Source organism: Agromyces aurantiacus (assembly GCF_016907355.1).
Taxonomy (GTDB): domain Bacteria; phylum Actinomycetota; class Actinomycetes; order Actinomycetales; family Microbacteriaceae; genus Agromyces; species Agromyces aurantiacus.
This window is the reverse complement of sequence record NZ_JAFBBW010000001.1, coordinates 1,597,567-1,617,139: the sequence shown is the minus strand read 5'-3', so window position 1 is coordinate 1,617,139 and position 19,573 is coordinate 1,597,567. Positions and strand designations below refer to the sequence as shown.

The 19,573-nt window shown below is 72.1% G+C and carries 16 protein-coding genes; 8 read left to right on the top strand and 8 right to left on the bottom strand.

Going from position 1 to position 19,573, the window contains the following annotated elements; genetic code table 11:
- Nucleotides 1-157: 157 nt before the first annotated feature.
- On the bottom strand, nt 158-2,026 hold the full coding sequence (locus JOD46_RS07675) for a phosphoenolpyruvate carboxykinase (GTP) (protein WP_204393052.1): 1,869 nt from the start codon (nt 2,024-2,026) through the stop codon (nt 158-160).
- A 129-nt stretch (nt 2,027-2,155) separates the two neighbouring features.
- Here JOD46_RS07675 and JOD46_RS07670 point away from each other — a divergent pair, with 129 nt between their 5' ends.
- From JOD46_RS07670 to JOD46_RS07660, 3 genes are all read left to right on the top strand, one after another.
- A complete protein-coding gene (locus JOD46_RS07670; RefSeq protein ID WP_204393050.1) occupies nt 2,156-3,598 on the top strand; it encodes a helix-turn-helix transcriptional regulator in 1,443 nt (480 codons plus the stop codon).
- A gap of 73 nt (nt 3,599-3,671) precedes the next feature.
- Entirely contained in the window at nt 3,672-4,013 is a 342-nt protein-coding gene (locus tag JOD46_RS07665; RefSeq protein WP_204393048.1) for a PadR family transcriptional regulator, read from the top strand.
- Nucleotides 4,010-5,005, top strand: a complete 996-nt coding sequence (locus JOD46_RS07660) for a hypothetical protein (RefSeq protein WP_204393046.1) — start codon at nt 4,010-4,012, stop codon at nt 5,003-5,005. Before JOD46_RS07665 ends, JOD46_RS07660 begins: the two co-directional genes overlap by 4 nt.
- Nucleotides 5,006-5,057: 52 nt before the next feature.
- Here the strand turns inward: JOD46_RS07660 and JOD46_RS07655 are convergent, their stop codons facing one another.
- The 4 genes from JOD46_RS07655 to JOD46_RS07640 form a co-directional block, all read right to left on the bottom strand.
- Nucleotides 5,058-5,846: a 3-hydroxyacyl-CoA dehydrogenase gene (locus tag JOD46_RS07655; protein WP_204393044.1), complete on the bottom strand. Its 789-nt coding sequence runs from the start codon at nt 5,844-5,846 to the stop codon at nt 5,058-5,060.
- A 24-nt stretch (nt 5,847-5,870) separates the two neighbouring features.
- Nucleotides 5,871-7,046: a thiolase family protein gene (locus tag JOD46_RS07650; RefSeq protein ID WP_204393042.1), complete on the bottom strand. Its 1,176-nt coding sequence runs from the start codon at nt 7,044-7,046 to the stop codon at nt 5,871-5,873.
- A 191-nt stretch (nt 7,047-7,237) separates the two neighbouring features.
- Nucleotides 7,238-8,749 carry a glyceraldehyde-3-phosphate dehydrogenase gene (locus JOD46_RS07645; protein ID WP_204393040.1) on the bottom strand — a complete coding sequence of 504 codons (1,512 nt, stop codon included), beginning with the start codon at nt 8,747-8,749 and terminating at the stop codon, nt 7,238-7,240.
- Between the two features lie 185 nt (nt 8,750-8,934).
- A complete protein-coding gene (locus JOD46_RS07640; protein ID WP_204393038.1) occupies nt 8,935-9,237 on the bottom strand; it encodes a hypothetical protein in 303 nt (100 codons plus the stop codon).
- Between the two features lie 137 nt (nt 9,238-9,374).
- Here JOD46_RS07640 and JOD46_RS07635 point away from each other — a divergent pair, with 137 nt between their 5' ends.
- Together JOD46_RS07635 and JOD46_RS07630 are read left to right on the top strand one after the other, a co-directional pair.
- Nucleotides 9,375-10,814, top strand: a complete 1,440-nt coding sequence (locus JOD46_RS07635) for an aldehyde dehydrogenase family protein (protein ID WP_204393036.1) — start codon at nt 9,375-9,377, stop codon at nt 10,812-10,814.
- Between the two features lie 105 nt (nt 10,815-10,919).
- Nucleotides 10,920-11,507, top strand: coding sequence for a TetR/AcrR family transcriptional regulator (locus tag JOD46_RS07630; RefSeq protein WP_204393034.1), 588 nt, complete (start codon nt 10,920-10,922; stop codon nt 11,505-11,507).
- Nucleotides 11,508-11,679: 172 nt separating this feature from the next.
- Here JOD46_RS07630 and JOD46_RS07625 read toward each other — a convergent pair whose 3' ends face one another.
- Nucleotides 11,680-13,731 carry a primary-amine oxidase gene (locus tag JOD46_RS07625; RefSeq protein WP_239562635.1) on the bottom strand — a complete coding sequence of 684 codons (2,052 nt, stop codon included), beginning with the start codon at nt 13,729-13,731 and terminating at the stop codon, nt 11,680-11,682.
- A 68-nt stretch (nt 13,732-13,799) separates the two neighbouring features.
- Between JOD46_RS07625 and JOD46_RS07620 the strand changes: the two genes are divergently transcribed.
- Nucleotides 13,800-14,378, top strand: coding sequence for a hypothetical protein (locus tag JOD46_RS07620; protein WP_204393032.1), 579 nt, complete (start codon nt 13,800-13,802; stop codon nt 14,376-14,378).
- Here the strand turns inward: JOD46_RS07620 and JOD46_RS07615 are convergent.
- Nucleotides 14,375-15,919 carry an APC family permease gene (locus JOD46_RS07615; RefSeq protein ID WP_239562633.1) on the bottom strand — a complete coding sequence of 515 codons (1,545 nt, stop codon included), beginning with the start codon at nt 15,917-15,919 and terminating at the stop codon, nt 14,375-14,377. The genes JOD46_RS07620 and JOD46_RS07615 overlap by 4 nt on opposite strands.
- Nucleotides 15,920-16,200: 281 nt before the next feature.
- Here JOD46_RS07615 and JOD46_RS07610 point away from each other — a divergent pair, with 281 nt between their 5' ends.
- Nucleotides 16,201-17,091 carry an AraC-like ligand-binding domain-containing protein gene (locus JOD46_RS07610; protein WP_204396399.1) on the top strand — a complete coding sequence of 297 codons (891 nt, stop codon included), beginning with the start codon at nt 16,201-16,203 and terminating at the stop codon, nt 17,089-17,091.
- A 262-nt stretch (nt 17,092-17,353) separates the two neighbouring features.
- Nucleotides 17,354-19,021, top strand: coding sequence for a thiamine pyrophosphate-binding protein (locus tag JOD46_RS07605; protein WP_204393031.1), 1,668 nt, complete (start codon nt 17,354-17,356; stop codon nt 19,019-19,021).
- Between the two features lie 37 nt (nt 19,022-19,058).
- Here JOD46_RS07605 and JOD46_RS07600 read toward each other — a convergent pair whose 3' ends face one another.
- On the bottom strand, nt 19,059-19,541 hold the full coding sequence (locus JOD46_RS07600) for a DUF6326 family protein (RefSeq protein WP_204393029.1): 483 nt from the start codon (nt 19,539-19,541) through the stop codon (nt 19,059-19,061).
- Nucleotides 19,542-19,573 lie beyond the last annotated feature (32 nt).

Genomic DNA, 19,573 nt, shown 5'->3' with positions numbered 1-19,573 from the left:
CGCCGCGGTGGGATGGTGCGACGGATGCCGCGGGCGTGGCGCGCCTTCCCGAGCACGCCGCGCCCGCGGCATCCGTCGCCGTCTCGCGCGCACCACCCCTGATGCGTGCGAGCGCCGGCGCCGGCCGCCCGGAGGGGCGGCCGGCGCGGGTCGGACGCTACGCGACCTGCTGCTGCAGGTGGTAGCGGAGGCTCGCGAGCTCGGCGCGGAGTGCGGCCGGGACCCGGTCGCCGAACTGGCCGAAGTACTCCTCGGTCAGCTCGCACTCGGCGAGCCAGGTCGTCGGGTCGACCTCGAAGAGGTGGTCGACGGTCTCCTGCGTGAGGTCGAGGCCGTCGAGGTCGAGCGAGCCCTCGGCCGGCAGGAGGCCGATCGGCGTCTCACGGGCCTCGGCCGTGCCCTCGACGCGGCCGACGACCCACTCGAGCACGCGCGAGTTGTCGCCGAACCCGGGCCAGAGGAACTTCCCGTCGTGGCCCTTGCGGAACCAGTTGACCTGGAAGATCTTCGGCGCGTTGGTGCCGAGCACGCGGCCCATCTTCACCCAGTGGCCCCAGTAGTCGGCCATGTTGTAGCCGCAGAACGGCAGCATCGCGAACGGGTCACGACGCAGTTCGCCGACGGTGCCCTCGGCCGCGGCGGTCTGCTCCGACGAGATCGTCGCGCCCATGAACACGCCGTGCTTCCAGCTGCGGGCCTCGGCGACGAGCGGCACGTTCGTCGCGCGGCGGCCGCCGAACAGGATCGCGTCGATCGGCACGCCGTCGTGGGCGTCCCAGTCGTCGGAGATCTGCGGGCACTGCGCCGCGGCGACGGTGAACCGCGAGTTCGGGTGCGCGGCCGGGCGACCGGCGTCGGGGGTCCAGTGCTTGCCCTGCCAGTCGGTCAGCTCGGCCGGCGGCTCGTCGGTCAGGCCCTCCCACCAGACGTCGCCGTCGGGGCGGAGCGCGACGTTCGTGAAGATCGTGTTGCCCCACAGCGTCTGCACCGCGGTCGGGTTCGTCGACTCGCCGGTTCCCGGCGCGACGCCGAAGAAGCCCGCCTCGGGGTTGATCGCGTAGAGCCGGCCGTCCTCGCCGGGGCGCATCCAGGCGATGTCGTCGCCGATCGTCTCGACCTTCCAGCCGGGGATCGTCGGCTGCAGCATGGCGAGGTTCGTCTTGCCGCACGCCGACGGGAACGCCGCGGCGACGTGGTAGGCCTTGCCCTGCGGCGAGGTGATCTTGATGAGCAGCATGTGCTCGGCGAGCCATCCCTCGTCGCGCGCCATGACCGAGGCGATGCGCAGCGCGAACGCCTTCTTCGCGAGCAGCGCGTTGCCGCCGTAGCCCGAGCCGTACGACCAGATCTCGCGCGAGTCGGGGAACTGGACGATGTACTTCGTCTCGTTGCACGGCCACTCGACGTCGTCGCGGCGGTGCCCGACGCCGTCGACCAGCGGGTAGCCGATCGAATGGATGGTCCGCACCCACGGCTCGCCCGCCTCGATGAGGCGGTACACCTGCTCGCCCATGCGGGTCATGATGCCCATCGAGAGCACGACGTAGGGCGAGTCGGTGATCTCGACGCCCAGCTGGCTGATGTCGCCGCCGAGCGGACCCATCGAGAACGGCACCACGTACATCGTGCGGCCCTTCATCGAGCCGTCGAAGACCTCGGTGAGCTCCTCGCGCATGGCGTGCGGGTCGCGCCAGTTGTTGGTGGGGCCGGCGTCCTCCTCGTAGGTCGAGCAGATGAACGTGCGGTCCTCGACGCGCGCGACGTCCGACGGGTCGGTGCGCGCGAGGTAGCTGTTGGGGCGCCACTCGGGGTTCAGCTTGATGAGCTTGCCCTCGGCGACGAGCTGCTTGGTGAGGAGGTCGGCCTCGTGCTTCGATCCGTCGCACCAGACGATCTCGTCGGGCTTGGTGAGGGCGGCGATCTCGGCGACCCAGGCGCGCAGGGCCGGGTCGGTGGTGCCGCGCTGGCGGTCCTCCGCGTCGGAGGCGGATCCGGAGGCGCTGACCGAGAAGTCGGAGATGGTCATCGTCGTCCCTTTCGTGGAGGTTCGCGGTCGCCGTGTTCGGGTGGCGTGTTTCCAGTCTGCGAGAAGACGCGCCGTCCATTCGCCGATTCTCGGTGTTAAGAATCGGCGTTCTTTCGATATTCTGAAGCCATGAAGCTCGGCAGCCCCGACCTGGCCACGCTCGGCCACCGCATCCGGCACTACCGCGGCGAGCGCGGCCTCACGCTCGACCAGCTCGGCGAGCAGGTCGGCCTCGCCGGCAGCCAGCTCTCCCTCATCGAGAACGGCAAGCGCGAGCCCAAGCTCTCGACGCTCGACGCGCTCGCGTCGGCGCTCGACGTCGACCTCGCCGACCTGCTCTCGCGCGAGGCGCCCAGCCGTCGCGCGGCGCTCGAGCTCGAGCTCGGGCGCGCGCAGGCCAGCCCGCTCTACGCGAGCCTCGGCCTGCCGGCCGTTCGGCCGTCCCGCGGCATGACCGACGAGTCCCTCGAGGCGATCGTGGGCCTGCACCGGGAGCTGCAGCGCCGGGCGAGCGAGGCGATCGCCACGCCCGAGGAGGCCCGCCGCGCCAACACCGAGCTCCGCGAGACCATGCGCGATCGCGCCAACTACCTCGCCGACATCGAGGACCTCGCCGAGGAGCAGGTGCGCGCCGCGGGCCACCGCTCGGGCGCCCTCACGCACCGCGAGGTCAGCGTCATGGCCGAGCGGCTCGGCTTCCAGCTCATCTACGTCAACGACCTGCCCGACTCGACGCGATCGATCACCGACCTCGCGAACGGCCGCATCTACCTGCCGCCCGCGTCGATCCCGGGCGGGCACGGCCTGCGGTCGATGGCACTGCAGGCGATGGCGCACCGGTTGCTCGGCCACACTCCCCCGGCCAGCTACGACGAGTTCCTATGGCAGCGGCTCGAGATCAACTACTTCGCGGCGGCGGCGCTCATGCCGCAGGATGCGTCGGTCGCGTTCCTGCAGGAGGCGAAGAAGGAGAAGCGCCTCGCGATCGAGGACTTCCGCGACGCGTTCGGCGTGACGCACGAGGCCGCGGCGCTGCGCTTCACGAACCTCGCGACGAGCCGGCTCGACATGACCGTGCACTTCCTGCGGGTCAACGGCGACGGCGCGCTGCTGAAGGGGTACGAGAACGACGGTCTGCCCCTCCCGACGGATGTCACGGGGTCGATCGAGGGCCAGTGGGTGTGCAAGAAGTGGAGCGCGCGCACGGCGTTCGAGCACACCAACCGCACGACCGAGAACTACCAGTACACCGACACGCCCGCGGGCACGTTCTGGTGCGCGACGCAGACCGGCCGCACGGATGCCGCGGAGTTCTCGATCACCGTCGGCGTGCCGTTCAACCAAGCGAAGTGGTTCCGCGGCCGCGAGACCACGGTGCGGGCGGTCTCGACCTGTCCCGACGAGGCGTGCTGCCGCCGCGCGCCGAACGAGCTCGCGCAGCGGTGGGCCGGTCACGCCTGGCCGAGCGCGAGGCTGCACGCCCACGTGCTCTCGCCGCTGCCGTCCGGCACGTTCCCGGGCGTCGACGACGCGGAGGTGTACGCGTTCCTGGAAGCCCACGCCGACCAATAGCCGTGCGAGACGGGTGCGCCATCCGTCATCGTGTCGCTTGCAATAGTGTGCGTCGCACAGTACAGTGCGAGACATGAACGACGACACGACCACGGCCGGGCACCTCCAGGAGCTCCGGCGCGGCACGGTCGTGCTCGCGTGCCTGGTCCGGCTGCGCGAGCCCGACTACGGGTACGCCCTGCTCGAGTCGCTGAACGGCATCGGCATCGCGGTCGACGCGAACACGCTCTACCCGCTGCTGCGCCGCCTCGAGAAGCAGGGACTGCTCACGAGCGAGTGGAACACCGACGAGGCCCGGCCCCGCAAGTTCTACCGCACCAGCCCGGCGGGCGAGCAGCTCGCGGGCATCCTCACCGCCGACTGGAAGCAGATCGACCGGGCGCTGGCCCGGCTCACCTCGGGAGACGAACGATGACCGCACCGACCCCGCCCGGCCCCACCCTCACCGACCGCTACGTGCACGCCGCCACGCGCACGGTGCCCGAGGCGCAGCGACCCGAGTTCGCCCGCGAGCTGCGCGAGCGCATCGGCGACCAGATCGACGCACGGCTCGCGTCGGGCGCCGGCACGACGACCGCCGATGCCGAGTCCGCCGTGCTCACCGAGCTCGGCGACCCCGAGCGCCTGGCCGCCGGCTACCTCGACCGGCCCATGCAGCTGATCGGCCCGCGCTACTACCTGCCCTGGCTGCGCCTGCTGAAGCTGCTGCTCTCGATCGTCGTGCCGATCTCCACCGCCGCGGTCATCTTCGCGAAGCTCATCAGCGGCGGCACCGTGGGCCAGGCGATGCTCGACGGGCTGAGCACCGGGTTCTCGGTCGCCGTGAACCTCGCCTTCTGGGTCACGCTCGTCTTCGCGATCGTCGAGCGCGCCCCATCGCGCAGCTCGTCGATCGGCGAGTGGACGCTCGCGCAGCTGCCCGAGCTGCCGAAGGCCCGCCAGGTCGGGCTCGGCGACCTCATCGCGTCGATCGTGTTCCTCGTGCTCTTCGTCGTCGCGCTCGTCTGGCAGACCTTCACGGTGCAGTTCCCCGGCGGCGAGACCACGCCCGTGCTGAACCCCGAGCTCTGGACGTTCTGGCTGCCCTACCTCATCGGCATCGCGGCGCTCGAGGTCGTCTTCATCGCGCTGCTCTACCGCAACGGCACCTGGAACTGGGTCTTCGCCGGGGCCAACGTCGCGCTCAACGCCGCCTTCGCGATCCCGGTCGCCTGGCTCGCGGCGACCGGGCAGCTGCTCAACCCCGGTTTCTTCGAGCTCGTCGGCTGGCCCGAGGGCGACGATCCCGGCGGGGTCGTGTCGACGGCGGTCATCGCCGGCGTGGTGATCATCGCCGTGTGGGACTCCGTCGACGGGATCCTCAAGGCCTGGCGCGCGCAGCGCGGCGGGTTCGGGCAGCGCTGCTGAGTGCGAGGGCGGATGCCGCGGGGCGTCGGCCCCGCGGCATCCGCTGGCCCGCCTACTTCGGCTGCATGCGGATGGCGCCGTCGAGCCGGATCACCTCGCCGTTGAGCATGGGGTTCGCGATGATCGAGCGCACGAGCGCGGCGTACTCGGCCGGGTGCCCGAGGCGCGACGGATGCGGCACCTGCTGCTCGAGCGAGGCGCGCACGTCGTCGGGCATACCCGCCATCATCGGGGTCTCGAAGATGCCCGGCGCGATCGTCATGACGCGGATCAGCAGCTTCGACAGGTCGCGCGCGATCGGCAGGGTCATGCCGGCCACACCCGCCTTCGACGCCGAATAGGCGGCCTGGCCGATCTGGCCGTCGAACGCCGCGACCGAGGCGGTGTTCACGATGACGCCGCGCTCGAGCGTCGCCGGTCCGCCGGGCACCCCGCCCGACACGGGCTCGGTCTCGGCGATGGCCGCGGCCGCGAGGCGCAGCACGTTGAAGGTGCCGATGAGGTTCACCCGGACGGTGCGCTCGAACGCCTCGAGCGGCGCCGGCCCCTCCCGGCCGACCGTGCGGTTCGCGGTCACGATGCCCGCGCAGTTCACTGCGACGCGCAGCGGCGCGAGCTCGGATGCCGCGGCGACGGCCTCGGTGACCTGCGCCTCGTCCGCGACATCCGCCGCGACGAATCGCGCGCGATCGCCGAGCTCGGCCGCGGCCTGCTCGCCGCGCGGCCCGGGCAGGTCGACGATCACGACGTGGGCGCCGCCGTCGACGAGCGCCTGCGCGGTCGCGCGCCCGAGGCCGGACGCGCCGCCCGTGACGATCGCGGATGCTCCGGTCAGTTCCATGGATCTCCTTGCGGGTTGTTCGGATCAGAGGCGTTCGATGATCGTGGCGTTGGCCATGCCGCCGCCCTCGCACATGGTCTGCAGCCCGTATCGACCGCCGGTCGCCTCGAGCTGGTTGACGAGCGTCGTGAGCAGGCGCGTGCCGCTCGAGCCGAGCGCGTGGCCGAGCGCGATGGCGCCCCCGCGCGGGTTGAGCTTCGCGACCTCCGCCCCCGTCTCGGCGAGCCACGCGAGCGGCACCGACGCGAAGGCCTCGTTGACCTCGTACGCGTCGATGTCGTCGTGCGAGAGGCCGGCGCGATCGAGCACGCGCTCGGTCGCGGGGATCACGCCCGTCAGCATGAGCATCGGGTCGCTGCCCACCACCGAGAACGACCGGAACCGTGCACGCGGCTCGAGGCCGAGCTTCTCGGCGGCGTCGGCGCTCGCGATCAGCGCCGCCGAGGCGCCGTCGGTGAGCGGCGAGGAATTGCCGGGCGTGATGTGCCAGCCGACGTCGGGGAACCGCTCGGCGAGCGCATCGGTGCGGAACGCCGGGTTCAGGCCCGCGAGCGACTCGACCGACGTGCCCGGGCGCACGGTCTCGTCGACGAGACGGTCGACGCCCGCCACGGGCACCACCTCGGTCGCGAACGCGCCCGACTCCCCTGCCGCGGCGGCCAGCGCGTGCGAGCGCGCCGCGTACTCGTCGAGCCGCTCACGGGAGAGTCCCCACTTCGCCGCGATGAGCTCGGCCGACACGCCCTGGTTCACGAGCCCCTCGGGGTAGCGGGCGCGCACGCGCGAGCCGTACGGGTCGGCGCCGGCCGCGCTCGATCCGAGCGGCACACGGCTCATCGACTCGACGCCGCACGCGATGACCAGGTCGGCGTGGCCCGCGAGCACCGCCTGCGCCGCGAACGTCGCGGCCTGCTGGCTCGACCCGCACTGGCGGTCGATCGTCGTGCCCGGCACCGTCTCGGGGAACCCCGCGGCGAGCACGGCGTTGCGCGTGATGTTGTACGACTGCTCGCCGACTTGGCTGACGCAGCCGCCGATCACGTCGTCGAGCAGCGCCGGGTCGAGGTCGTTGCGGTCGACGAGCGCGGTGAGCACCCCGGCGAGCAGGTCGACCGGGTGGATGCCGCTCAGCATCCCCCCGGGCTTGCCCCGGCCCACCGGGGTCCGGATCACGTCGACGATGACGGCGTCTCGGGTCATGCCCTCAGCCTACGACCGGCCGCCGCGCCTCGCTCCGCGCCCCGGTCCGGTCGGCCACCGCGCCGAACGCGTGCAGATCCGTCGAGCGCGCGTGCGGAAGCGCGCACGCTGGTCGGTTCTGCACGCGTTCGGCGGCGGGTGCCCGCCGAGCGCGGACGAGCGCGCCCCGGGCGGTCGCCCGCGCCATCCGCTCAGCCGACCTCGGCGACCTCGGGCACGGCGGCCGCGACGACCTGCTCGACGCGCACCGGCTGCCGCTCGGGCAGCACGCGCGGGTGCGTGCCCGCCATGGCCTCGATCACGCGCACCACCTGGCACGAGTAGCCGTACTCGTTGTCGTACCAGACGTAGAGCACGACGTCAGTGCCGTCGGCGATCGTCGCGAGCCCGTCGACGATGCCCGCGCGGTGGCTGCCGACGAAGTCGGTCGAGACGACCTCGGCCGACTCGATGTAGTCGACCTGCTGGCGAAGCGGCGAGGTGAGCGAGACCTGGCGCAGGTAGGCGTTCAGCGTCGCCTTGTCGGTGGGGCGCTCGAGCTGCAGGTTCAGGATCGCGAGCGACACGTCGGGCGTGGGCACGCGGATGGCCGAGCCGGTCAGCTTGCCCTCGAGCGCGGGCAGCGCCTTCGACACGGCCTTCGCCGCGCCGGTCTCGGTGATGACCATGTTCAGCACCGCCGAGCGGCCGCGGCGGTCGCCCTTGTGGAAGTTGTCGATGAGGTTCTGGTCGTTCGTGAACGAGTGGACCGTCTCGACGTGGCCGCGCACGATGCCGTACGCGTCCTCGATCGCGGCCAGCACGGGCGTGATCGCGTTGGTCGTGCACGACGCCGCGGAGAGGATGCGGTCGCCGGGCGCGATGTCCCCGTGGTTGATGCCGTGCACGATGTTCTTGATCGCGCCCTTGCCCGGCGCGGTGAGCAGCACGCGCGCGACGCCCTTGGACTCGAGGTGGCGGGACAGGCCCGCCTCGTCGCGCCAGCGGCCGGTGTTGTCGACCACGATGGCGTCGTCGATGCCGTACGCGGTGTAGTCGATGCTGCCCGGGTCGTCGGAGTAGATGACCTGGATCAGGGTGCCGTTGGCGAGGATCGTGTTCGCCTCCTCGTCGACCGTGATCGTGCCCTGGAACGGGCCGTGCACCGAGTCGCGGCGCAGCAGGCTCGCGCGCTTCTGCAGGTCGTTCTCGGCGCCCTTGCGCACGACGATCGCGCGCAGGCGCAGCCCCTGGCCGCCGCCGGCGTGCGCGATGAGGATGCGCGCGAGCAGGCGCCCGATCCGGCCGAAGCCGTAGAGCACCACGTCGGTGCCGGACGCCGCGGGGCGGTCGTCGCCACCGTCGACGAGCACCGGCGCGAGCTCGGAGCGCAGGAAGTCGACGAGGTCGGTGCCCGGCTCGGCCGCGTGGTACCGCGCGACGAGGCGCGCCACGTCGATCGACGCGGGCGCGGGCTCGATCTCGGCCAGCGCCTCGAGCACGCGCATGGTGTCCTCGAGCGCGAGCTCGACGTCCCCCGCCTGCCGGGCGAAGCGATGGGCCTTCAGCAGGTCGATCGCCGACGCGTTGATCAGCCGGCGGCCGTGGATGGACGTCACCACCCCGTGGCGGCGGTAGAGGCCGCCGACCAGCGGGATCATCCGCTCGGCCAGCTCCTCCCTCGCGATCCATTCCTCACGGCGGGATTCGAACTCGTGGCTCACGTCAGGCCCTTCTCGGCCGCGCGCGATGGTGGGCAGCGTCGACCGCACTCAGTTTGGGGGTGTTCAGATGGTATCGGCCCCGATGAGCGGGAAGGGCGTACACGGTGGTACCTCGGGCCGCTGCCAGTGTACTCGACGTCGAGTCCCGGCCCGGCCGACGTGCGGATGGCGCGGGGCCGGCGGGCTCAGCCCACGACGTCGTCGACGAGCGCGATGTCGTACACCGCGACGCGCTGCGGCACGCCGTCGAACGCTTCGGCGCGCGCGTCGGAGACCAGGTACTCCTGCTCGAGCGCGCGGAAGGCGTCGGCGTCACCGGGTGCGCTGACCGCCCACACGAACCGGTTCGACTCCCGGATGCCGTGCGCGAACTCGATCGTGAACCCGGCGGCGGTCCGCACGCGCGGCATCCATTCCCGCCACCACGCGACGAAGGCGTCGTACTCCCCGTCGACGAGCGTGTAATTGCGCAGCTGGATGGTCTTCACCCGTCCCATTCTGCCGTGCGCGACGAGCGGATGACGCGGCAGCCGTGCGCGGGCGGTCAACCGCGGCGCGCACCGCGACAAGTCGCCACGACACGCGGTCCATAGCGTGGATGGCCACGACTCGATGTGGAGGAGACATGACCATCGACACCCCGACCCGCGTTCTCGAGGCCCCGGACGCCGACCTCCTCGAGGCGATCACGCCCGTGGCCGGTGACACGCGCGACATCCTCGACCCCGCGACCGGCGAGGTCATCGGCCGGGCGCCCGTGCACACGGTCGACGACCTCGATCGCGCCGTCGCGGCCGCGTCCGCGGCCCAGCGCGCGTGGGCCGCGCTCGGGCACGAGCGCCGCAGCGAGCTGCTGCTTGCGGCCGCCGACGCGATCGACGCGAACGCCGAGGGCCTCGCGCGGCTGCTCTCGCGCGAGCAGGGCAAGCCGCTGAACGGCCCGAACGCGCGGTTCGAGGTGGGCGGGGCATCCGGATGGATGCGCGCCGCGGCCTCGACGCCGCTCGAGACCGAGGTCGTGTTCGACGACGGGCAGACGCATGCCGAGCTCACCTACCGCCCCATCGGTGTCGTGGGCGCGATCGGCCCGTGGAACTGGCCGCAGATGATCACCGTGTGGCAGATCGCCCCGGCGCTGCGCATGGGCAACACCGTGGTCGTCAAGCCCTCGGAGTACACGCCGCTCAGCGTGCTCGCGCTCGTGCACGTGATCAACGCCGTGCTGCCCGAGGGCGTGCTGCAGGTCGTCAGCGGCGGCCGCGACGTGGGCGCCGCGCTCTCCACGCACCCCTCCGTCGGCAAGGTCATGTTCACGGGATCGACGGCGACGGGCAAGGCGATCATCCGCAGCTCGGCCGACACGGTCAAGCGCCTCACGCTCGAGCTCGGCGGCAACGATGCCGGCATCGTGCTGCCCGATGTCGACCCGCAGGCCATCGCCGAGGGCCTCTTCTGGGGCGCGTTCATCAACACCGGCCAGACCTGCGCCGCGCTCAAGCGCCTCTACGTGCACGAGGACGTCTACGACGCCGTGTGCGACGCGCTCGTCGACGTCGCCCGCGCGATGCCCATGGGCGTCGGCCTCGACGAGGGGAACGTGCTCGGGCCGCTGCAGAACCGGCAGCAGTTCGACATCGTCGACCGCCTGGTCGAGTCGGCGAAGGCGTCGGGAGCTCGCGTGCTGCTCGGCGGCGACCCCGACCGCGACCAGCCGGGCCACTTCTACCCGACCACGCTCGTCGCCGACATCGACCCCGGCGCGGAGCTCGTCGCGGAGGAGCAGTTCGGGCCCGCGCTGCCGATCATCCGCTACCGCGACCTGGACGAGGTGATCGCGCAGGCGAACGGCGTCGACGTCGGGCTCGGCGCATCGGTCTGGTCGTCGGACCGCGAGCAGGCCCGCGCCGTGGCCGCGCGCATCGACGCCGGCACGGTGTGGATCAACTCGCACGGCGCCGTGCACCCCATGGTGCCGTTCGGCGGCGCGAAGCAGTCGGGCTACGGCCTCGAGTTCGGCGTCGAGGGCCTGAAGGCGCTCGGCGTCCCGCAGGTGATCAACGGCTGACGCCGCAGGCGCCACGACACGGCGGCCGCCCGGGATCGATCCGGGCGGCCGCCGTCGCGCTCCCCCGTATCGTGGAGGCGAGCGCACCGACATCCGGGAGAGGCCATGCCGAAGATCGTCGACCACGACGAGCGACGACTCGCGATCGTGCACGCCACGTGGCGGCTCATCGCGGCCAAGGGCTTCCGCGCCACGACGATGCGCGAGATCGCCAAGGCCTCGGGCGTCGCGAACGGCGGGCTGTTCCCCTACTTCCGCAACAAGGAGGAGTTGATCGGCGCGACGTTCGAGCACGTGTTCGCGGCCACGAACGAGCGCTTCGCCGCGGTGCGCGCCGACCTCGAGGGCCTGCCCGCCCTGCGCGCCCTCATGCTGCAGATCTTCCCGCTCGACGAGGAGCGCCTGCTCGAGGCGCGCATCGTCATCCCGTTCTGGGAGTACGCGGCCAACGAGCCCGAGTTGCTCGAGCTCCACGAGCGCACGATGCAGCAGTGGCGCGGCGAGATCGCCGACCACCTCGAGACCGCCAAGCGGCTCGGCCAGGTCCGCGACGACGTGGATGTCGCGAGCGTCACCGATCTCTTCATGGCGCTCGTCGACGGGGTGCAGGTGGTCGCCGTGGCCTCGCCCGGCAGCTCCTCGCCCGAGCGCCTCACGCGGCTGCTCGACGGGTACCTCGACCTGCTGCGCTGAGCGGCGCGGTGCGGCCCCGCGGCCGGCGGATGGCGCCGCGCGCCATCCGCCTGCCCCCTGAATCGCGTTCAGTTCCGCGGATATACGATCCGGCGCGCCGGTGGTCCCCGCCGGGGACCGGCGCGCCGGATCGTATCTCCGCCGTTCTGGGCGGCTCGGATGGCGCCGACGCTCAGTGGGCGTGGCCCGAGCAGGTGCAGTCGCCGGCGGCGCAGTCGCACCCACTCGACGCGGCGTGCTCGCCGTGCCCCGCGACCTCCGCGTGGCAGGCCATGCCCATCGACGCCGAGGACGGCACGTTGAGCGTGGGGTTGCGGTCGAAGAAGCCGTACGGCTTGAGCGTGAACTTCGCGTAGTCGACCGGCATGACCGGCCAGTCCTCGACGCGCGGGAAGTGCGTGGGACCGAAGGTGTGCCAGAGCACGAGGTCCTCGCCGTCGATCGAGCGGTCGGCCGCGGTGTAGCGCGGCAGGCCGTCGCCGCCGGGGTTCTGGTTCACGAGGTCGCCCGCGGGGTAGCGCTCGTCCTGGGCGTAGCGCGTGACCCACAGGTGGTTGCGCGTGAAGCCCGCGCGCTTGGCGATCACCGACTCGGGGTCGGCCATGAGCGTCGGCCCGCCCTGCGCGAGCAGCTCGTAGGCGACCGGCCGGCCCAGGCGGTTCGTCTTCTCGGTGTTGACGATGTGCCACGCGCGGCCCACGCTGAGGTCGGCGTCGCGCACGCCCTCGAGCTCGGTGCGCAGGCGCGTGCGCTTCTTGGTGAACGCGTTGCCGTACTCGTTGCCCTCGCCCATCGGCAGGCGCACCGCGTCGACCTCGTCGACCGCGTTCGCGACGCCGTCGACCATCATGTCGAGGCGTGCGCTGAACAGGTGCTGGTGGTAGGGGGCGCCCAGCCCGGGTGCGACCTCGCTCTGATGGTCGCCGGCCTCGGGGTCGTACGCCGACGTGAAGAGCACGCCGGTGAGCTTCGCCTCGCACTCGATGGTGCCGTCGAGGTAGAGGTACCAGTAGAAGCCGTAGTCGTAGTTGCCCACGGTCGTGAAGAAGCTGATCACGAGGCGGCGCTGCCGGCGCACCTCGTTCGAGCCCGTGTAGATGTCGGTGTGCTTCCAGAGGGTGCCGTAGTCCTCCTCGTGCATGCAGATCGCGTTCGGGATGACACGGGGGTTGCCGAACTCGTCGGCGAGCGTCGCGTCGAAGTAGCGGATCTCGCCGAGGCAGTCGCACCCGAGCACGAGCGAGTTGGCGTACCGGCCGAAGACGTACTCGCCGGTGTCGAAGTAGTTCTGCCAGAAGCGCGCGGGCGACGGGTCGCCGTAGGGCACGACCATCTCGGCGATCGAGGCGCGGTAGATGATGTCGCGCTCTTCGCCGCCGTGGTCGGCGTCGGCGTAGCGGATGCGGCGCAGCACGAGTCCCTCGCGCGCGTCGAACGCGATCGAGAACCGCCAGTTCGCCCACGACACCTCGTCGCCCTCGACGGTGAAGCTCGGCCCCTCGGGCTGCGTGATCGCGATGGGCTTCAGCGTGTCGAGCGGCGCGCCCTGCACCTCGGGGTCATCGAAGTTGCCGCCCTCGGCCGGGATGTCGTAGACCTTGTGGTCGACGAGCCGGAACATCCGGCCCTCGACCATGTCGACGTAGGCGCACAGCCCGTCGACCGGGTGCGCCCAGCAGTGGTCCTGCTCGTACTGCCGCATGAAGGCGAGCACCCGGATGACGCGGCGCCCGCGCTCGTCCTCGAAGCCGTACTGCCCCGCCGAGAGCGGCGCGAGCGCGACCTGGTCGTGCGTGATGCCGCGCTTGGCGAGGGCCGCGTGCCACTCGTCCTCGGCGCCGAGCAGGTCGTAGATGGACTCGAACTCGACGTCGAGGATCGGCAGCTGGCCGTTCGCGCCGTCGATCTCGTCGGCGCGCAGCACCGCGCGGTCGGTGAGCGAGACGCGCGCGTCGTGCGCGGCGCCCGTGGCCTGGTCGAGCAGCAGGGCCCGGATGACGCGGGGCAGGTCGCCGCCCGCGAGCACGTCGGCCTTGTCGGGCTCGTCGACGCCGACGTAGACGAAACGGGTCGGCTCGGCGACGAGCCCGGCGGCGGCGAGGACCTCGCGGGTCGCCACGATCTCATCGGCGGTGAGGCCGCGCAGCGGGTCGGCGGCGCCGGTCGGAACGGCGGGCGCGGCGTCGTGGGAGTGGTGGGCCTGTTCGGCAGACATCGTCGTCATGCTGGATCCTTTTTTCTCTACGTTTGTTGAGTAATATAGCTCGCGATCACGAGACAGGGAAGTCCGAGATGAGCGAACTCGCACACGGCGCGATGCTGGTCGGCGCACTGGGCGGCGCGGCGTGCGTCGCGACGGGCCGGCGCACGGGGCTCGACCTCGCGGCATCCGCGGCCATGCTCGCCGCAATGGCCGACATGGCCCTCACCCGGCTCGTGCCGCCGCTCGCGTGGACGGCGGTGCTCGCCGGCATCGGCATCGCGCTCGGTGCGCGCCTGCGGGCCGCTCGCGACCCCGGCGGGCTCGACCGCTCCCCCGGCCGGCGCAGCCACGCCCTGCACCGGGCGCTCGCGTTCATCGTGGGTGCGTGGGCGTTCGCCGCCGCCGGCGACGCATCGACGAACGGGCCGGGCGTGGCCGGCCACTCGCACGGCGGCTCCGCCGCATTCGCGTTCATCGCGGCCGCGGTGGCCATGACGGCGTTCGGCGGATGGCTCGTGGCCGTCGAGCTTCGGACCGCCAGGCCCGCACGCGGCATCCGGCCCCACGGCGTGCTGCCGGGAGCGACTCGGCACGCGGCCGAGGCGGCGAGCACGACCGTCATGCTCGCCGCCATGGCCGCTCCGGGCGTGCTCGCCGCCCTGGGCTAGATGCCGCGGTGCGGCTCGTGGTCGAAGGCCGCGGCCTCGGCCTCCTCGATGCCGTGCCCGATGTTGCGGTACAGCTCGGGGTCGCGGCGACGGAGCACGAAGGCCCAGATGACGCCGAGGATGCCCGGCACGATCAGCAGCGCCGGCAGCACGAACGTGAGCGCCGAGGGCTCGGTCTGCCCGAGCAGCACGTCGAAGTTCGCGACGATGAGCCCGAACACCGTGAACAGCACGATCGCGGAGATCGCCGGGGCGACGACGGCCGCCCACGTGCTCACGCCGCGCCGGTCGCGACGGAAGAAGCCGATCACGGCGATCGCGATGATACCCATGAGCAGCACGAGCCCCATCGCGCCCGTGTTCGTGAGCCACGTGAACATGGTCAGCACCGGGTAGAGGAACTCGACGGGCGCGAAGTCGCCCTTGAGGCCGAGGCCCTCGCCCGCGATGACGAACGCGAGGGTCACGATGAGCGCGATGACGCTCTGCGCGACCGAACCGGCCCACGGCGCGCGAGAGTGCGCCCGCACCGCGCCGAGCCCGCGGTGCAGCACGCCCTCGCGGCCCAGCGAGTAGAGGTAGCGCGCGACCGCGTTGTGGAACGACTGCAGCGCCGCGAACAGGCTCGTGAGGAACAGCACCTGCATGATGTCGCTGATGATCATCGGCGCGTGCTCGCCCATGAACGCGAACATGAGGTCGGGGCCTGCCGTCCGCGACGCCTCGACGATCTGCGACGGGCCGATGCCGACCGTGAAGGCCCACGCGCTGAAGGCGTAGAACACGCCGATGATGGCGACCGCGGAGTAGGTGGCCCGCGCGACCGTGCGCGTGGGGTCCTTCGCCTCCTCGCCGTAGATGGCGGCCGACTCGAAGCCCATGAACGCGGCGATGCCGAACGCGAGCACGGCGCCGACGCCGGGCACGAACAGGCTCGAGGGCTGCAGCGCCACGGTGCTGACGCCCTCGGGCGCGACCGCGAGCGAGACGAGGTCGAACACGAGCACCGCGACGAACTCGAGTGCGACGAGCGCGCCGAGCACCTTCGCCGACAGGTCGACGCGATTGACGCCGAGGATGCCGACGATCACGATGCAGACCAGGATCCAGAGCCACCACGGCGTGACGAGGCCGAACTTCGACTCGAGGAACATCGACGCCTGGAAGCCGAACAGGCCGTAGATGCCGATCTGCATGGCGTTGTACGCGACGAGCGCGACGAGTGACGCGCCCACGCCGAAGGGCCGGCCGAGCCCCTGCGCGATGTACGCGTAGAACGCGCCGGCGTTGGTCACGTACCGGCTCATGGCCGCGTAGCCCACGGCGAACACGGCGAGTGCGGCGGCGAGCAGGAGGAACGAGAGCGGCACGCCGATGACGCCCGTCACGGCGAAGGTCGTGGTCACGCCGCCCGCGACGACGGTGAGCGGCGCCGAGGCCGCGATGATCATGAAGGTGACGGCGGGCACGCCGAGGCGGCGGTGGCCGAGGTCGCCCGTCTTCGTCGTCGGTGTCGGCGGCATCGTCGGCGCTGAGGTCATGGCAGGAGCCCTTCGTTGGGTCGGAGCGAGGCCGGGGCAGCCTCGCACGATGCCCGTCATCATCGTCGCGCATCGTCGCAGCGGGTTGTCCATGCGCGAACGCCGCTTGTCCACCGATGCACGCTCGTCTGTCGTTTTTGGCACTACAGGCGTAGAATTACCGGACCCGCGCCGGACGACGACGTCCGGAGGAAGACCGAGGTCATCCCGTGCTCCACGCCCCCGAGACATCCGCCGCCCCCGCCCTGCCCGCGCCGCTCGACTTCACGGAGTTCAGCGCGATGGTGTCGCAATCGTTCGTGCCGCTGCGCGTGCACGCCGACCGGCCGGAGCCGTTCCGCGGCGAGGTCCGCACCGCGGCATCCGACGAGGTGCACCTCTCGGTCGTGACCGCCGACGCCCACGAGATCCAGCGGACGCCCGCGCTCGTCGCGCGCAAGGAGCAGCGGTACTTCAAGCTCGGTCTGCAGCTCTCCGGCACCGGCCTGCTGATCCAAGACGGGCGCGAGGCCGTCGTGCGACCCGGCGACCTCGCCATCTACGACACCAACACGCCCTACACGCTCGTGTTCGAGGAGCGCTTCAGCACCGCCGTGCTGATGGTTCCGCACCGCCTCATCGAGCTGCCCACCGACGCGGTGCGCGCGATGACCGCGACGACGGTCTCGCGTGAGGACGGCCTCGCGCACGTCGTGTCGGGCTTCCTCGGCGGTCTCGCGGGGCAGCTCGACCAGCTCGACGGGCCGGTCGGCGCGCGGCTCGCGCGCAACGCCGTCGACCTCGTCACGACCATGTACGCGCAGCAGCTCGACCTCGCGCGCGACGCCGACAAGCCGCACCGCCCGATGCTGCGACGCGTGCAGGCGTACATCGACGAGCACCTGCCCCTGCCCGACCTGAACCCCTCGACCATCGCGGCCGCACACTTCATCTCGACGCGGCACCTGCACGCGATCTTCCACGAGGAGGGTCTCACGGTCTCGACGTGGATCCGCGCGCGGCGCCTCGACCGGTGCCGCCGCGAGCTCGTCGACCCGCTCGCCGCGCACCGGCCTGTGAGCGAGATCGCGGCGCGATGGGGGTTCCCGGATGCCGCGCACTTCAGCCGCGCATTCCGGGCCGAGTTCGGCGAACCGCCCTCGGCCGTGCGGGCGCGCGCGATCGCGGGCTGACGCCGGGCGCGCCCGCTCGTTCCCGCCCTCTCGCCGAGCGCGTGCACTTGCGACGAGCGCGCACGCGTAGGCAATTGCGCTGGACGGAAGTGCACGCGCTCGGCGGAACGGCGCGAGCCGGTAGACTGGCCGGCGTCCAGGCGCCCCGCCACGCGGCGGCGCCGGCGCTCGAAAAATGGGCGCGAAGCGTCGCCGATGCCGGCGTCGGCCGCGAGACACATACGGAACGCACCTCATCCGTCCTGTCTCGAAAGGCTCCGCCATGCCCACGGTCTCCGCGCACGTCGCCCGCACCCTCGCCGCCCACGTCGACCACGTCTTCGGCGTCATGGGCAACGGAAACGCGTACTTCCTCGACGCGCTCGAGCGCGACACCGGCGCGACCTTCACCGCGGTGCGCCACGAGGCCGGCGGTGTCGTCGCGGCCGACGCGCACTACCGCGCGTCGAACCGGCTCGCCGCCGCGACCGCGACGTACGGCGCGGGTTTCACGAACACGCTGACCGCACTGGCCGAGGCGGTCCAGGCGCGCGTGCCGCTCGTGCTCGTCGTCGGCGACGAACCCACGTCGGGCCCGCGCCCGTGGGACGTCGACCAGATCGCCCTCGCCTCGGCGGTCGGCGCCCGAACCTACACGGTCGGGCGAGCGGATGCCGCGGCCACGACCGTGATCGCCGTCGAGCACGCGCTGACCTACCGCATGCCGACCGTGCTCGCGATCCCCTACGACGTCGCCGCGCTCGAGGCGGGCGACGTGCCGGCGGCGCCGCAGCCGCCCGTGCCCGGTCCACTCGCGCCGCGCAGCCCGTTCGCGCGCCGTGCGATCACCGACCTCGCACGAGCACTCGCGGGCGCGCGCCATCCGCTCCTCCTCGCCGGTCGCGGGGCGTGGCTGGCCGGCGCGGGCGAGGCGCTCGGCACCCTCGCCGACGCCACCGGCGCGATCACCGCGACGACCGCGCTCGGCCGCGGCGTCTTCCCCGACGGCCGCTACGACCTCGGCGTCACCGGCGGCTTCGGCGCCGAAGGGGCGATGGCCCTCATCCGCGAGGCCGACGTCGCCGTCGTCTTCGGGGCGTCGCTCAACCAGTTCACGATGCGCTTCGGCGAGCTGTTCGCACCGGGCACGCGCGTGGCGCAGGTCGATGTGGGGCCGGCGGCGACGCATCCGAATGTCGGTGCGTTCATCCAGGGCGACGCGGCAGTGGTCGCGCGCGCGCTGGTCGACGAGCTCGCAGCGCTCGACGCGACGGGGTCCGGATGGCGCGACTCGGTCGACCTCGCGCCGCTGCGCTCGCACGACCGTGGCGTCGGCGTGATCGAGCGCGACGGACGGCTCGACCCGCGCTCGGTCGCGGCCCGGCTCGGCGAGCTGCTGCCCGAGGACCGCGTGGTCGTCTCGGACGGCGGGCACTTCATCGGCTGGGCGAACATGCACTGGCCGGTCGCCTCGCCCGACCGCATGATGATGGTCGGCACCGCGTTCCAGTCGATCGGCCTCGGCTTCCCGAGCGTCGCCGGCGCCGCCGCCGCGAAGCCCGACGCGACCATCGTGCTCACGACCGGCGACGGCGGCGGACTCATGGCGATCGCCGACCTCGAGACCGCGGTGCGCACCGCCGGCGGACGCGGCATCGCCGTGGTCTGGAACGACGCCGCCTACGGCGCCGAGATCCACCTCTACGGGCGGAAGGGCCTTGCCGAGCCGCCCATGCGCATCCCCGAGACCGACTTCGCCGCCCTGGCGACGGCGGTCGGCGCCGAGGGCGTGGTCGTGCGCGAGCTTGCCGACCTCGACCGGCTCGCGACGTGGTCAGCGGAGCCGGTGGAGGAACGCCGGTTCCTCCTGCTCGACTGCCGCATCTCCGACCGCGTCACCGCGCCGTACCAGGAGGAGATCCTGCGCGTGAACTCCGCGCCGCGCGACTGAGACGGCGGGCGCCCGCCGATCCGACCGCGCGCAAAGCCTACGGTCGAACGTCCGCGTGCGCGTCGGCCGGCGCGGGAGCATCGCGCACCACGGAGGCTCGAGGCCAGGCCCAGGCCGACCGCAGGATGACGGCCAGGAGCAGCAGCTCGAGTCCGATCGAGAGGCCGTAGAAGGCGGCCCAGTCCCACGACTCCCCGACGGCGTTGAACACCGTGACGGGGATGTACAGCGAGGCCACGACGAGGTTGACGGTGCGGCTCATCCGCGCTGGGAGCGTCATCGAGAGCATCACCATCAGGGCCGGGATCGCGATCAGCGCGAGGAACCCGGTCAGCAGCGCCGGGCTGATGTCGAACTCGAAGACCACGCCGGCCCGGATGTCGTCGAGGGTGCCGGGCTTGTAGAGGTGGTAGTAGTCCACGTAGAGGTAGAGGAACATGAAGCTGGTCCACGCGGCGGCCAGCTTGGCCTGCACGGGGATCGGGGCGGCGTCGAGCGGCGAGGTCGTTGGGGCGGTCATCGGTTCGTCCTTCGAGTCGGGCAGGTCCGTCC

Bases quoted from the DNA above. Each gene is read 5' to 3' on its own strand.
- JOD46_RS07665 (WP_204393048.1), top strand. From the start codon at position 3,672: ATGAACGACGACACGACCACGGCCGGGCACCTCCAGGAGCTCCGGCGC.
- JOD46_RS07600 (WP_204393029.1), bottom strand. From the start codon at position 19,541: ATGACCGCCCCAACGACCTCGCCGCTCGACGCCGCCCCGATCCCCGTG.
- JOD46_RS07630 (WP_204393034.1), top strand. From the start codon at position 10,920: ATGCCGAAGATCGTCGACCACGACGAGCGACGACTCGCGATCGTGCAC.
- JOD46_RS07635 (WP_204393036.1), top strand. From the start codon at position 9,375: ATGACCATCGACACCCCGACCCGCGTTCTCGAGGCCCCGGACGCCGAC.
- JOD46_RS07650 (WP_204393042.1), bottom strand. From the start codon at position 7,046: ATGACCCGAGACGCCGTCATCGTCGACGTGATCCGGACCCCGGTGGGC.
- JOD46_RS07625 (WP_239562635.1), bottom strand. From the start codon at position 13,731: ATGACGACGATGTCTGCCGAACAGGCCCACCACTCCCACGACGCCGCG.
- JOD46_RS07660 (WP_204393046.1), top strand. From the start codon at position 4,010: ATGACCGCACCGACCCCGCCCGGCCCCACCCTCACCGACCGCTACGTG.
- JOD46_RS07655 (WP_204393044.1), bottom strand. From the start codon at position 5,846: ATGGAACTGACCGGAGCATCCGCGATCGTCACGGGCGGCGCGTCCGGC.
- JOD46_RS07615 (WP_239562633.1), bottom strand. From the start codon at position 15,919: ATGACCTCAGCGCCGACGATGCCGCCGACACCGACGACGAAGACGGGC.
- JOD46_RS07620 (WP_204393032.1), top strand. From the start codon at position 13,800: ATGAGCGAACTCGCACACGGCGCGATGCTGGTCGGCGCACTGGGCGGC.
- JOD46_RS07675 (WP_204393052.1), bottom strand. From the start codon at position 2,026: ATGACCATCTCCGACTTCTCGGTCAGCGCCTCCGGATCCGCCTCCGAC.
- JOD46_RS07610 (WP_204396399.1), top strand. From the start codon at position 16,201: ATGGTGTCGCAATCGTTCGTGCCGCTGCGCGTGCACGCCGACCGGCCG.
- JOD46_RS07605 (WP_204393031.1), top strand. From the start codon at position 17,354: ATGCCCACGGTCTCCGCGCACGTCGCCCGCACCCTCGCCGCCCACGTC.
- JOD46_RS07670 (WP_204393050.1), top strand. From the start codon at position 2,156: ATGAAGCTCGGCAGCCCCGACCTGGCCACGCTCGGCCACCGCATCCGG.